Source organism: [Clostridium] fimetarium (assembly GCF_900111235.1).
Classification (GTDB): Bacteria; Bacillota; Clostridia; order Lachnospirales; family Lachnospiraceae; genus Clostridium_N; species Clostridium_N fimetarium.
In genome coordinates this window covers 478,397-492,179 of sequence record NZ_FOJI01000001.1, presented here as the reverse complement: position 1 = coordinate 492,179, position 13,783 = coordinate 478,397, and the positions used below count along the sequence as shown (strand labels likewise).

Sequence of the window (13,783 nt, the reverse complement as noted above, 5' to 3'; positions counted from 1 at the left end):
AGTAAATGTATAAGTTTTTTACAGAGATTCATAAATATTATAATAGTAATAATGTATAAAAATTTGTATAAAGCTAGCACAAAACAAACCAAATATACATATGCATACTCCTAACATAAACAAAAGACTATTTAATGACGTTTCCTTATGAGATGAATATAGAATATTTGATAGACCAACTCCAAAACATACCATTAAGGCAATTATATTACTATTAACATCATTTTTATTAATATATTTACCTTTTTTAATATTATATTTTATACTAAAGTATGTATATATAATTATAACAATACTACCTACAAGTAAAAACAAAAATATAATTAATGGATATTTAAATTTTATAATAAGTAAATGAAATGCCAAATAATTACAACTAATTGATAGCTCCCATAAATAAATCCCATAAACTAGTAGTATGTTATAATAATCATGCTTGATTTTTTTTTGAAAATAAATATATACCATTCCTATATTAATTATAGAACACGTTATAATATTTATGATTTTATATTCACTAAAAAAACAACCAACATAAAAAAGAATAATATTTGTAAACATAGCATTAAAAACCCATTTTTCATCAATTGCTCTTTTATTATATTCCAAAAACGCTTTAATACTTTCCTTATTCGTAGCCTTAATATTTTCTTTATTCACAGATTCCCTACTTTCTTATTTATATAGTGGTTTGAGCAGTTTTTAGATCGGCATTTTCGTAATACTTAATTATATTAAGGATAGAGCATATATTTAGTTTAGCTATATCACAAATCTCAACTAAATTCTCTTTAATTTTTTCTTCTTGATCAGAATTAGCAATTTTAAATTCGCTACCCCTGTAACCAAGTTTATCTACTAAATCTTACCATATTCCTCTTTGATTATCCACCTAAATGTAACCCAAAAGAATTGAGATTCATTTTTTTATTATTTGACTTCCGTATTTCTTTTTTAATATATTGTATAGATAATTAAATATATGATAAAGAAGGAGTAATTAATAAAAACTTTTAATAAAGAAAGCAAAATCATTCTGTTGACACCCACAGAAGATGTTCTGATGGATGAATCAACCGTAACCCCCATCTGTACACTAATTATTAGTTTATAAGCCCAATGAATCGCAGATGCAAAACCAAAGAATAATGAAGAGATTATTCTTCCCTTTTTCACATCACTATATAGGTAATAAAGCCAAATACCAAAGTGATGTAGAAATCGTATCTTTAGCCTGACCTACACTAGTAGGAAAGACTTTTTAGCTCTGATTATTCAGAGCTGCAAGCCCGACGGTCTGATGAAGTAGGACGGGGTGCACTTTAGCCATGCAACGCTTGGCTGTTACTGAAAAACACTTCAAAAACCTTACGTCTCATGTCCCCATTCAATGGAAGACGTAGTCTGGAATTGAATGGGGATATAGCGAAAACCATTGATAAAGAAGGTGAAAACCATTTTTTAGAAGAGAGGATACAAAATGAGTAGAAGTCTAAAAATCAACTTACCTTTGCTATCAATCAGAACTTTTCTGAAGGTACTGATAAACATTCTATCAAAGCTGAGAACAAAGATATGAGTGAAAATGTATATAGCTATAATGAAAAATATCGTCTAATCGACGTCATATAACAATATGTTGCTAATTATTAAGCAAGTCTTAGAATATGCTATCTTGAAAAATTATATTGAAAATAGTCCATTAGAAAAATTTAAACTTGCATCCAATATCTTACGAAAAGATATAAAGAAGCAAAATGTTACGCAGGTTTTTATGATTGAGGAAAAGAAACAATTAGAAACCCTAATTATGAAAGATTTTATGAAAGATAAAGGTAAGACAATTCCTCTTGCAATACTTTTTGCTTTCCAAACAGGAGTACGATTAGGTGAACTCGTCTCATTAAAATGGAGCGATATTAACGATGAATATATTACTATTCAAAGGACAGAAATTCGATATCAAAAACTTAATCCAGATGGCTCAAAAGGTGCATTTATTATAGACATTAAAGATAGTCCAAAAAGTATCGCAGGCAATCGAGATATCTATTTAACACCTAAAGCCAAAAATGTTCTCAGACTCATTAAAACATCGAACATCCAAAACAATTATGATAGCGAATTCATTTTTTTCTATGAAAAAGGACGAATGCATGAACGATGCGTTGATAATGCTATTAGAAAGTATTGCAAAAAGTTGAATATCAATATTAAGAGCATGCACAAAATTCGAAAGACATTTATCTCCACCTTAATTGATAGTGGACTTAATATCGATGAGATTCGAAAAATTGCGGGCCATGAAGATGCACAAACCACCTTCAATAGCTATTGTTATAATCGACTAGACAAAACCCAAACAAACAATTTGATTGCCAATGCTTTATAAACATAGTATCCAAAAAGGTAATCAAGGGTAATCAAACTCTTTAAAAACTAAAAACGCTCAAACCCTTGTAAATACTAAGGTTTGAGCGAATAATATGAAGCGCGAGACGGGAATCGGACCCGCGACCCTCTCCTTGGCAAGGAGATGCTCTACCGCTGAGCCACTCGCGCGTGTTGCATATAATGATGTGCTGTTGTTTCGCACCTATAGTAATATATTATATGCAAGCAATTTTGTCAATAGAATTCTGTAATTTCCACAAACAATTTATAATTCTATTTAGATTACTAAATCTAAAATTTACTTATTGTACTTGTTTTACTATCTTCATTTCACTTAAGGGTATTGCTCAAACTCATCCAACAACCCTTCAAATACTTTAAGTGCTTCCTTCACTGGCTCTGGCTTTGACATATCTACGCCGCAAAGTTTCAACAGTTCAATTGGATGCATCGAAGAACCACCACTTAAGAATTGGAAGTAGCCATCAATTGTTTTTTGATCCCCTTGCAGTATTTTTGTTGATATTGCAATCGCCGCGGAAAAACCTGTCGCATACTGATATACATAAAATGGCGTATAAAAATGTGGTATTCTTGACCATTCTAATTCGATCTCATCATCCATTTCCATATCAGGTCCAAAATACTGCTCATTTAATTTGCGGTATGTCTTACAAAGTAAGTCAGCATTCAAGATTTGTCCTTCTTCAGCCATTTTGTGTGTTGTCATCTCATATTCCGCAAACATCGTCTGTCGAAATAATGTGCCTTTGAACTGCTCTAGAAAATGATTGATCAGGTACATCTTCTCTTTGACTTCTGTACAATCTTTTAACATATAGTTAATCAACAACGCTTCGTTACACGTTGACGCCACCTCTGCTACAAATATTTGATACCCGGCATATACATGTGGCTGATTCCCATTTGAATGATAAGTGTGAATTGCATGACCCATCTCATGAGCCAGTGTAAATACATCATTCAAGCTATCAGAATAGTTCAGAAATACATATGGGTGTGTGCCAAATGTTCCCCAAGAAAATGCTCCGTTTCGTTTACCAGCACTCTCCCTTACATCTACCCAACCACTGTTGTATCCTTCTTCTAATATCTCAATATACTTTGTGCCGAGTGGAGCTAAACCATTTTTCACAATTTTCTTAGCTTCCCCATAAGTGACTTTCATCTTATAATCACTTACCATTGGTGCATAGACATCATAAAAATGAAGCTTCTCCACGCCCAGTGCTTTTTTACGAATAGATACATATTTGTGCATCAATCCCATATTATCGTGAACGGTCTGTATTAGATTCTTATACACCTCAACTGGTATAAATGAACCACTGAGATTCATTTCAATTGTCGATTCATATTTTCTTGTATTGGCATAAAATATTGCCTGCTTCACATTCGCATTGTAGGTCGCCGCCAACGTGTTCATATAGGCTGCATATTCCTTATACAAAGTAGTAAATGCATTCTTTCTAACTTCACGATTGCTGCTTTCCATAAATGTGCTGTAACGACCATTGGTCAGCTCAACTTCATGGCCATCTTCATCCTTAATATTACCAAATCGTACATCTGCATTATTGAACTTTGAAAATATTTCGTTCGGCGCACTTGCGATCTGTCTTGCATTTGCCAGAATTTCTTCTTCCTTATCAGACAACGTATGCTCTTTTTCAAGCAGCAAATCCTCAATGTAATGAACGAATAAGCTCATAACATCTTCTTTCAAAAATCCCATTAACACATCTTCTGGTATTTCTAATATCTCTGGTACCATAAATGCATATTTTGCGCCTGCTTTTACAGCAATCCCCTGTGCCTTCCCTGATAATTCCTGGTACACTGGATTCGTAGTATCCTCATAATATTTCATAAATGCATACACATAAACCCGTTCTAGTATCCAATCACAGCCATCAGATTCTTTCAATGCCTCATAAAGATTACTAGCCGATTGCCCAAGCTTACCTTTATACTCACAAGGCATCTCAATCATCTTTTCCAACTTCAAAAAATCCGTCTTCCAAGCCTCATCACTAGCGAAAATATCCTCTATCTTCCATTTATCCTTTGCCTCAATCTCTTGCCTAGTTTTCAACCTCTTAACCGCTTCACTCAATATCCCCATACCAAATACTCCTCCTATATTTTATTCATATCTATATTTCTTGACTTCTATATTTCTTCACTTCTATATTTCTTGACTAATATATTTCTTCACTTCTATATTTCTTCCAATAATATATTTTTTCACATTCATATTTCTTCACTTCACCACTATATTTCTTTCACTTCCATAGTTTTCATTGCTATATTTCTCCGTTGTCATAACTTTCCCGGTACAATTTTTCCACCATATATTTTTCTGCTTTCGCTTTTTCCGCCATAGGTTTCAATGCCATAGCTTTTCCACTATATATATTTTCTGCCACGTTTTTTTCCGCCCTAGATTTTAGTCTCAAAGCACCTGTCAAAATGTACTCGATGAATATTGATTTGATTTTGATTTTTTTCTAAAAGTGAATCGTGAATATTAATTTATAATTATGCTTTCCCGCAGACCGGCTGAAAGCAGTGCTTATATTTTTTACAAGACTCAGATGAAAAATCGAACAAAGTGAGATTTTTCATCATCTCTGAGGCTTGCAAAAAATATACTGCTTGAAGGAAAGGCAAGGTAAAGTATAATTATAAATTAATATTCACTCAACACCCCCATCAAAAAAATCCAACCTCAAATCAACATTTCCTCACACCTCCCATAGCGTGTCTTGCCACTAAAAATCTTCACCTTATGAGTTTCGAAATATACTTAAAAGTTTCATTTCCAGCTCTTTCACAAAGTTCAAAAAGAATTGCCTCATATGTTGTGATCAATGCGCCTTCTTTTTCTGCTCTAACTAATGCTGAAAACATATCCTGCTCTTTTCTTGATGCAATACAGTCTTCCACTACAATTACGTTGAAACCTAATTCTAAAAGATCAATCACTGTCTGCAATACGCATATATGCGCTTCGCAGCCGCAAATGATTATATTTTTAGCATTTGTTTCCTTGATTGCTTTCATAATCGCTTCATTTCCTACACCGCTAAATGTTATCTTGTCAAATGCTTGAAATTCGCCAACTGCTTCACTGATGTCGTCAATTGTATTTCCAAGACCTTTTGTGTACTGCTGCGTAACAATCATTGGAATTTTAAGCGATTTTAATCCATTAATCAGTATTGCCGAATTCTCTACAAATATTTCTTTTTCATTCATAACTGGAAGTAGTTTTTCTTGGTAATCAATTATAATTGCCATTGTCTCATTTGCTTTAATCCTCATTATTCCTCATTTCTGCACTTGCTTTTGCAAGTTACAATATCCATTTTTCTATTATAATCAGATATTTTTTTGGTTTTTTAAAATTACGATTATAATTTTTTATAAATTATATTTTCAAAAAAGACCTTCCCCCACATTGCTGTGCCAAGATAGGCCTTAATTTAACTATTACTCTATTTTTATTTTAAATTAATTCTTCAGGAATAGCCTTTGAACAAGCCACTGCAAGTGCACCAGCTCCAATATGACAAGCAATGCTTAATGACATTGGATCTATATTAAACTGCATATTAGGATATGTATTTTTAAGTTCTTCTGCCCAATCGGCTGCTTCTTGTGGATTTCCACCATAGGCTGCTTCTAAGTATACTTTACCTTCCGATACTGCATCTTTGAATCTGGTATCAAAGTCGTTTTGAATGGCCTTAAGCATTAATTTTTTAGCAGATGACTTTCCTCTGGCTTTTGCGTAAGCATCAAGCTTATCTCCTTGAATTTGAAGAACTGGTTTAATGTTAAGAATTGTTCCTATCGCCGCCGCTCCAGGTGTAATTCTTCCACCTTTTTTTAAATATTTTAAAGTTTCTAGTGTTATGTATATACTTGATTCCGATTTTTCTTTTTCGAGTATTTCCTTAATCTGAGCTGCTGTCTTGCCTTTTTCGGCAAGCATCTTGGCGTCTAAAACAGAGCGTTTTTGTGTAACTGATATTCGCTGATTATTAACCACTTCGACTTTTTCATCATAGTCACCCGCTAGCATAGTTGCCGTCTGACAAGTACCACTAAGTCCGCTTGACATTGGAATAAAAATAATTTCATCATGCTCTTTCAATAATTCATCCCACATCTGTGTAAGTTCTCCAATTGAAGGCTGTGATGTTGAAATATCTGCATCTTCGCTTAATCTTTTATAGAATTCTTCTTGTGAAAGGTTAATTCCTTCTAAGAACATTTCCCCATTAATATAAAAAGGCATTGGTATTACATAGACTCCTATGTTTTTTGCTTGCTCTTGTGTAATACCACTATTACTATCTGTTAAAATTGCTACTGAGTTCATATATAAGTACCTTTCTAAAATAAAATTTCATATTTAAATGTAATTCAACTATTTTTATTGTACCTTATCTTTGTATTTGCTACAATAGCTTTATGAATATTTAAGGAATTATCATCTCTTTTATATTCAACAAAAAGGAGCATAACTTTGAATATTTTAAAATTAAATCAATTAAATGACATACAACTTTCAGATATTTCTGAATTGGCAAAACAGAGTGGAAACTATAATCCTTACTATGAAAATTTTGCTGCTACTGGAGAAAACTGCTTCTTTCTATATTATGAAGACAAGATTTTAGTTTCATTTTTATCATTTCTCTCCTTTCCAAGCACAAATTCATATGTAAGCAGTGATATAAGTACTTCTGCAAGTGCAAACGATTGCCTAATGGAATCTGAAATAACCGCAATGACCGTTCCTTGTAAACGCCGCCAAGGATTATTTTCTCAACTATTCAAGTGCGCGCTTACCGAGCTTAATATTTTAGGTATCACTAATATATACTGTGCCGTTCCATTAGAATATCAAGAATCTAGCCTTTGCAAATGTTTATCTCATATTGAATACTTGCAAAAACTTGACGTTGATTCTTCTAATATATTTTCCAGTGATATACCAAAACATTTGCAGTTCAACTACACTTTTTCTGAGGAATCTGATGTTCCTATTGCTTATCACCTCCTTGAAAAACATTTTCTGAGGCGTTCGAAGGTTATCGGTATCTGTCAACTTAGTGAGGAATCACAATTTACGAATCTGTGGGGCGTAGAAATCAAAAAGCCATATCGCAATCAAGGATATGGCCTTAAACTTATGAATTTTATTATTCATGATTATTTTAAATGCACCTCAAAACCACTGATTTTAAATGTTACTAGCAAAAACACTTCTGCCTGCAAGCTCTATAGTCGTTGTGGTTTTAAAATAATGGAACAGATTGAATACTACCGTCTAACTTAATCGATCTAGCTTAATGGCACTAACTTAATCAATCTTGCTTAATTATCTAACTTAATCGAGCCAACCTAATCGATCTTACTTATACTAACAGTCTTAATCTATCTATTCAATTCTCATCCAATTACATCTTTCATATCATAAAATCCAGCTGGTTTTCCAGCTAAGAACTTCGCCGCTTCAATTGCGCCTTTTGCAAATATTGATTTTGAATATGCAGTATGCTTGAATTCTAAAACCTCATCTTCACCAGCAAAAATAACTTCATGCTCTCCTACGATTGTACCGCCTCTAATGACAGAAATTCCGATTTCTTTTGGATCTCTCTTCGCATTTTCCTGCGTTCTATCATATTTGTAAAAATAGTCGTCTGGAAGAACTTCTTTGATTGCATCTGCAAGTGCTAATGCCGTACCACTAGGAGCATCCACCTTCTGATTGTGGTGTTTTTCAACTAATTCAACATCAAATCCAGCGGGAACAAGTATCTTTGCTACTGCTTGTAATAATTTAAACATTATATTAATACCAAGAGACATATTTGCAGATTTTAAAATTGCTACCTTTTTACTTGCCTCTTCAATGTTCTTGATTTGTTCATCTGACAATCCCGTTGTACATAATACAGCTGGTACGCCCTCTTTAACAGAATATTCTAATAACGAATCCATTGCTTTAGGTGATGCAAAATCTATGATTACATCAGCTTTTACAACGCAACTATCCAATGAAGAAAATACTGGATATGAGTTACGTCCATCATCATATGGATCAATCCCTGCAACTATCCTTGCGTTTTCATCATCTTTTAGAAGATTAGTGATGACCTGACCCATCTTTCCATTACAGCCGTGCATTATAATTCTTATCATATCAATATATCCTTTCATTTGTCTAAATTATCTCTTCTATTATAAATGTATTTATATTATTTATAATAAAGGTCTTTTTATGCACTTTCATCTATCTTTCACTAAATTAATTTGTACTTCTTCATTGCATTTTTGAGTTTTTCAGCATTCTTATCTTCCATAGGTGTTAGTGGCATTCTAAGTGGACCAACTTCCATTCCCATAAAATTCATCGCTGTCTTTACTGGAATTGGATTTACTTCGCAAAATAAAGCATCAATTAATTCAATTGCTTCTAATTGAAGTCTAATACTTTCCGAAACATCACCTTCAAGAAATTTCACAACCATATCATGTGTCTTTTGGGGCGAAATATTTGATAGCACGGATATAACTCCGCTTCCTCCAAGCGACATAACTGGAACAATCTGATCATCGCACCCAGAATACAAATCAATACAACCATCTGCAAGTGCCATAAGCTTCGCCACCTGGGAAATATCTCCTGTTGCTTCTTTGATTGCGACAATATTTTTCACTTCTTTTGCTAGTTTAACAGCTGTTTCTGGCAAAATATTGCAGCCAGTTCTACTAGGCACATTATACATAATAATTGGTAGGCTAACCGAATTCGCAATTGCTCTATAGTGTGCAAGCAATCCCTTTTGTGTTGCTTTATTATAGTATGGAGTAACAATAAGCAGAGCATCTGCTCCTGCTGTTTCGGCTTCCCTAGATAAATATATCGCTGTTTCAGTAGAATTTGAACCTGTACCTGCAATAACTGGAACCCGTTTATTAACATGTTTAACAGTATATTGGATACATTCTAAATGCTCCTCATGTGTGAGTGTCGAAGACTCACCAGTAGTTCCACAGATTATAATTGCATCTGTGCTATTGTTAATCTGAAAATCAAGAATTTCTTCTAATTTAACATAATTAACTTCTCCATTTTCATACATCGGTGTGACAATTGCAACACCTGCTCCTTTGAAAATTGCCATATTAATTCCTCCTATTATAGATCTATTATAGTGGTATTTATCCTATAAAATCAACTCTTACTATTAATAATATTCGAAAACTAAAAAGAGTTGACCACGGGGCCAACTCTTAAAGAACTAAGTGAAATATTATTTCTTTAAGTAGCCCTCCATCAATTAAGATGACAGTCATACAGATATTAACTGCATGCCCAGCATTAAGAATTCAGGTTTCTTAATACTTCGGCGCTATTCCCTTTCACCTGCCATCAATTGTGTCTGACACATACAGCAACCTACTATTGAACAACGCGACCTCTACTTTTAAATTTATTTTAATATAACACTTGTCTAAAGCTATGTCAACAAAAGAAATTATGTTAATTTATTATTGATAATTTATTATTCTTATTCTAAATCTCAAGTTTGTGCCACAGGCACAAATCTTGCAAGCGAATCTCTGATTGCTTTATTCTCTATCTACAAGCTCAAGTTTGCTTACTGATACTTCATAAGCAATTCTTTTTTCTAAATCTTCTTCACTCACTTTTTTAGTGTACTCTCTACTTTGAACCCTCCCCCAAACAAGCATATGTGCTCCTACTTCAAGTGAAGCTGCATATCTGGCATTTCTCCCCCATGCGATGCAAGGTATGTAATCAGATTTCCCATAAGGACGATTTACCGCAATTAAAATGTCGGCAATTTCTCTTCCAAGTGGTGTTTTCCTATAAATAGGTGGTTTACAAATATATCCATCCAAATATATTTGATTCGATTTCACTTGCTCCTCAGGCGCCTCTTCCACAAATTCAAATTCCCTTACAAATATTGAAAGTACTAATCTGTTTCTTGTTCCTTCATGCCGATTGTATGAACGGAACTGTCCTATTGCTTCAATTGTAAGCCCTGTAAAATCTTTGGTAATATCAATTAGCCTTTCTGAAATCATAAGTGGTACAACATCTGCCATAGCACTTAATCTGTTGACCGATACGTCAACTACATAAAATCCTTCCCCAAAAACTTCATGGCTAAACTGGAATCCTGATATAACCTCCCCGATGATACATACTCTGTTGTTCTCAATAACCTTATCAATCATTTCGTATTTCTCCCTTCGTTTGCTACTAATGTGCTTTATATTTTTTTAGTCTTAATATGTATATGTGTTTATTGATGAAAATATTACAATTTTATTATTAATTTGCATATTATTATATATATATGTACTGAAATTATACAGTATACAATATTTCTCTTGCATTCTTCTAGATTTGTGATAGAATTAATAAGTTATGGTTACTATATATTTGTAGATTTAGTTGTTTAAGGAAGGATTATTCGAATGAAAATGAAACGTGAAGATATAAGAAATATTGCAATTATTGCACATGTTGATCATGGAAAGACTACATTAGTTGATGAGTTATTAAAACAAAGTGGAACATTTAGAGCAAACCAAGAGGTTGCTGAACGTGTAATGGACTCAAATGATATTGAGCGTGAACGTGGTATTACAATACTTGCGAAAAACACGGCAATATTTTATAAAGATACAAAAATTAACATTATTGATACTCCAGGACATGCTGATTTCGGTGGAGAAGTTGAACGTGTACTTAAGATGGTTAATGGTGTTGTATTAGTTGTTGATGCTTATGAAGGCGTTATGCCACAGACAAAGTTTGTTTTAGGAAAAGCTTTGGCTTTGGATTTAAAAGTTATCGTCTGTATTAATAAAATTGATCGTGCAGAAGCAAGACCTCATGAAGTTATTGATGAGATATTAGAATTATTTATGGATCTTGATGCAAGTGATGAACAGCTTGACTGTCCATTTATATTTGCTTCAGCAAGAAACGGTTATGCTATGGCTGAGATAGATGATCCAAGAGAAAACATGACTCCACTCTTCGAATCAATCCTTGAAAACATTCCTGCTCCAGAAGGTGATCCGGATGCAGATACTCAAGTACTTATTAGTACTATTGATTACAATGACTATGTTGGACGTATTGGTGTTGGTAAAGTTGATAATGGCCAGATTCGCGTTAATCAAGAAGTTATGCTCGTTAATGCACATGATGAAAGCAAACTGAAACGTGTTAGAATTACGAAGCTATATGAATTCGATGGTTTAAATAAAGTAGAAGTTCAAGAAGCTAACATTGGTTCTATCGTAGCAATATCAGGTATTGCAGACATTCACATTGGTGATACTCTATGTTCACTTGAAAATCCAGTTCCAATTATTTTCCAGAAGATTTCTGAGCCAACACTTGCTATGGACTTTATTGTTAATGATAGTCCTCTTGCTGGTAAAGAAGGAAAATATGTTACATCAAGGCACATTAGAGACAGACTGTACCGAGAACTCAACACTGATGTAAGTCTTCGTGTTGAAGATAATGAAGGCACAGAAAACTCATATAAAGTATCTGGTCGTGGAGAACTCCATCTTTCCGTTCTTATTGAAAATATGAGACGTGAAGGTTACGAATTTGCAGTAAGTAAAGCAGAAGTTTTATTCCATTTAGATGAACGTGGCAAAAAGTTAGAGCCTATCGAAATGGCATATATTGATGTTCCAGACGAATTTACTGGTACAGTTATTCAAAAATTAAGCCAAAGAAAAGGTGAGCTTATTGGTATGTCACCACTCAATGGTAATTATACAAGACTTCAATTCTCTATCCCTTCAAGAGGTTTGATCGGTTATCGTGGAGAATTCCTTACAGACACTAAGGGAAATGGTATTATCAACACAACCTTTGAAGCATACGAAGAATACAAAGGCGAAATCCAGTACAGAAAACAGGGCTCTCTTATCGCATATGAAGCTGGCGTAGCTGTTACTTTTGGTTTATATGGCGCTCAAGAACGTGGTGTTCTTTTCATTGGTGCTGGCGAAAAAGTATACGCAGGTATGATCGTTGGTCAGAATGCTCGTGCTGAGGATATGGATGTAAATGTATGTAAGACAAAGCATTTAACAAATACTCGTTCTTCAGGTGCTGATGATTCATTAAAGCTTGTTACACCTAAGGTTCTTAGTCTTGAAGAAGCATTGGATTATATTGATACTGATGAGCTTTTGGAAGTTACTCCAAAATCTCTTAGACTTAGAAAGAAAGAACTTGATTCTACTAAGAGATACAGACAAAAGAGAAATTAATTCATATATTATTTTTATACAGCAAAAAACACATCGGCCGAATGGTCGATGTGTTTTTTTGTTATTATTTTAATTTTGATCTTAAACGATTAACTTTGAAGAACTTTTGATCGTATAAGATTATCTTTAAATAAACTTTAATCTTATTTGATTAACTTTGAATAACTTTCATTTTATAAAATTCGCCTTTTAATTCCATCAATTCATCAAATGTACCATATTCAATACATTTGCCTCCATCAATTACTGCGATCTTATTGGCATCACGAATTGTTGAAAGTCTGTGTGCAACAATAAATGTTGTTCTACCCTTTGTCAAGTTACCAAGTGCTTCCTGAATCAGCTTCTCTGATATGCTGTCTAGTGCTGATGTCGCTTCATCTAAAACGATAACTTTAGGATTACGTATTAACGCCCTAGCAATTGCAATACGCTGTCTTTGCCCTCCTGAGAGCTTTCCACCGTGTTCACCAACCATCGTATCAAGACCATTCGGTAATGAATTAATCAATTCCCTAAGGTTAGAAGCATCTACAACCTCCTGTACCGTAGCATCTTCAAGATCATTCATACCATATGTAATATTATCTCTTATCGACCCAGAAAATAAGATTGACGTTTGAGGTACAACGGCAATATGCTTTCTATAGGTTCTCAAATCAATATCTTTCATATCTCTTCCATCAATCAGAACTTGTCCACTTGTTGCTTCATTAAATCCGATAACAAGGTTAAGAATTGTTGATTTACCCGCGCCAGATTCGCCTACAAATGCTATGGTTTCACCTTGTTCAACGGTCAGATTAAAGTTATCTAGGACATTGGTTTCACTTTTATTATATCTAAAAATTACATTTTTAAATTCAAATTTGCCTTTGACTTCGTTGATTTTTTGTTTTCCTTCATTCTTCTCCACATCTTCTTCCAGAAGAACTTCACCAATTGAGTTTACTGATTCCACACCTTTTGCAATTGTTGGAATCAAAGTAACAAGTGCAGATAC

General features: G+C 33.7%; 12 protein-coding genes, 1 tRNA gene and 1 riboswitch. Of the genes, 3 read left to right on the top strand and 10 right to left on the bottom strand.

Going from position 1 to position 13,783, the window contains the following annotated elements; all coding sequences use genetic code 11:
* Window positions 1-18 precede the first annotated feature (18 nt).
* The gene (locus BMY18_RS02120) at window positions 19-660 is read right to left on the bottom strand and encodes a hypothetical protein (RefSeq protein ID WP_092450085.1); all 642 of its coding nucleotides are present in this window, start codon (window positions 658-660) and stop codon (window positions 19-21) included.
* 1,015 nt (window positions 661-1,675) lie between these two features.
* On the opposite strand from BMY18_RS02120, the gene BMY18_RS02115 reads away from it, so the two are divergent.
* On the top strand, window positions 1,676-2,392 hold the full coding sequence (locus BMY18_RS02115; protein ID WP_170841256.1) for a site-specific integrase: 717 nt from the start codon (window positions 1,676-1,678) through the stop codon (window positions 2,390-2,392).
* Window positions 2,393-2,490: 98 nt separating this feature from the next.
* On the opposite strand, the gene BMY18_RS02110 is transcribed toward BMY18_RS02115, so the two are convergent.
* The 5 genes from BMY18_RS02110 to BMY18_RS02095 form a co-directional block, all read right to left on the bottom strand.
* Window positions 2,491-2,562: transfer RNA gene (locus BMY18_RS02110), tRNA-Gly, on the bottom strand.
* Window positions 2,563-2,728: 166 nt separating this feature from the next.
* Window positions 2,729-4,540, bottom strand: coding sequence for an oligoendopeptidase F (gene pepF / locus BMY18_RS02105; RefSeq protein WP_170841255.1), 1,812 nt, complete (start codon window positions 4,538-4,540; stop codon window positions 2,729-2,731).
* Between the two features lie 181 nt (window positions 4,541-4,721).
* The gene (locus tag BMY18_RS21480; protein WP_278280964.1) at window positions 4,722-4,844 is read right to left on the bottom strand and encodes a hypothetical protein; all 123 of its coding nucleotides are present in this window, start codon (window positions 4,842-4,844) and stop codon (window positions 4,722-4,724) included.
* A 355-nt stretch (window positions 4,845-5,199) separates the two neighbouring features.
* Complete coding sequence (locus tag BMY18_RS02100) at window positions 5,200-5,742, bottom strand: isochorismatase family protein (protein ID WP_092450081.1); 543 nt, start codon at window positions 5,740-5,742, stop codon at window positions 5,200-5,202.
* 184 nt (window positions 5,743-5,926) lie between these two features.
* Complete coding sequence (locus tag BMY18_RS02095) at window positions 5,927-6,805, bottom strand: DegV family protein (protein WP_092450079.1); 879 nt, start codon at window positions 6,803-6,805, stop codon at window positions 5,927-5,929.
* Between the two features lie 147 nt (window positions 6,806-6,952).
* Between BMY18_RS02095 and BMY18_RS02090 the strand changes: the two genes are divergently transcribed.
* Window positions 6,953-7,768 (top strand): GNAT family N-acetyltransferase, encoded by an 816-nt coding sequence (locus BMY18_RS02090; protein ID WP_092450077.1) that lies wholly within the window; start codon window positions 6,953-6,955, stop codon window positions 7,766-7,768.
* A gap of 113 nt (window positions 7,769-7,881) precedes the next feature.
* Here BMY18_RS02090 and dapB read toward each other — a convergent pair whose 3' ends face one another.
* From dapB to BMY18_RS02075, 3 genes are all read right to left on the bottom strand, one after another.
* Entirely contained in the window at window positions 7,882-8,637 is a 756-nt protein-coding gene (gene dapB / locus BMY18_RS02085) for a 4-hydroxy-tetrahydrodipicolinate reductase (protein ID WP_092450226.1), read from the bottom strand.
* A 101-nt stretch (window positions 8,638-8,738) separates the two neighbouring features.
* Window positions 8,739-9,623 carry a 4-hydroxy-tetrahydrodipicolinate synthase gene (gene dapA, locus BMY18_RS02080; protein WP_092450075.1) on the bottom strand — a complete coding sequence of 295 codons (885 nt, stop codon included), beginning with the start codon at window positions 9,621-9,623 and terminating at the stop codon, window positions 8,739-8,741.
* A 134-nt stretch (window positions 9,624-9,757) separates the two neighbouring features.
* A riboswitch (Lysine riboswitch) is annotated at window positions 9,758-9,931 on the bottom strand.
* Between the two features lie 140 nt (window positions 9,932-10,071).
* Window positions 10,072-10,707, bottom strand: coding sequence for a single-stranded DNA-binding protein (locus tag BMY18_RS02075; protein WP_092450073.1), 636 nt, complete (start codon window positions 10,705-10,707; stop codon window positions 10,072-10,074).
* A gap of 243 nt (window positions 10,708-10,950) precedes the next feature.
* Here BMY18_RS02075 and typA point away from each other — a divergent pair, with 243 nt between their 5' ends.
* Window positions 10,951-12,780: a translational GTPase TypA gene (gene typA / locus BMY18_RS02070; RefSeq protein ID WP_092450071.1), complete on the top strand. Its 1,830-nt coding sequence runs from the start codon at window positions 10,951-10,953 to the stop codon at window positions 12,778-12,780.
* A gap of 151 nt (window positions 12,781-12,931) precedes the next feature.
* Here typA and BMY18_RS21595 read toward each other — a convergent pair whose 3' ends face one another.
* Window positions 12,932-13,696: an ABC transporter ATP-binding protein gene (locus tag BMY18_RS21595; protein ID WP_330385916.1), complete on the bottom strand. Its 765-nt coding sequence runs from the start codon at window positions 13,694-13,696 to the stop codon at window positions 12,932-12,934.
* Window positions 13,697-13,783 lie beyond the last annotated feature (87 nt).